Raw genomic sequence first — 551 nt, forward strand, 5'->3', positions numbered from 1 at the left:
CTAGGCTGTGGGTCATGCCACTCTTGGCATCGACACCAATGTGGGCCTTCATGCCAAAGTGCCACTGATTGCCTTTCTTGGTCTGATGCATCTCCGGATCGCGTTGCTGCTCTTTGTTCTTGGTCGAGCTGGGTGCCTCAATGATGGTGGCATCGACCAAGGTGCCTTGGGTCATCATGACGCCTGCTTCGGCCAGCCAGCGATTGATGGTCTTGAACAATTGGCGGGCCAGTTGATGCTGCTCCAGCAGGTGGCGGAAATTCATGATGGTGGTGCGGTCCGGCAAGGCGCTATCCAGGGATAACCGGGCAAACAGACGCATGGAGGCGATTTCGTACAGAGCATCTTCCATCGCGCCATCGCTCAGGTTGTACCAATGCTGCATGCAGTGAATGCGTAGCATGGTTTCCAGCGGATAAGGTCGCCGGCCATTACCAGCCTTGGGGTAAAACGGCTCGATGACTTCCACCATGTTTTGCCATGGCAGAATCTGCTCCATGCGGGACAAGAAAATCTCTTTTCTGGTCTGACGGCGCTTACTGCTGAATTCA

1 pseudogene is annotated in these 551 nt (G+C 54.8%); it reads right to left on the reverse strand.

Annotation, left to right across the window (positions count from 1 at the left end):
• Positions 1-551, reverse strand: a pseudogene (locus tag G5195_RS20160) (IS5-like element IS5B family transposase); the annotation flags it as partial.

Source organism: Aeromonas sp. 601039, from assembly GCF_049174415.1.
Classification (GTDB): Bacteria; Pseudomonadota; Gammaproteobacteria; order Enterobacterales; family Aeromonadaceae; genus Aeromonas; species Aeromonas veronii_A.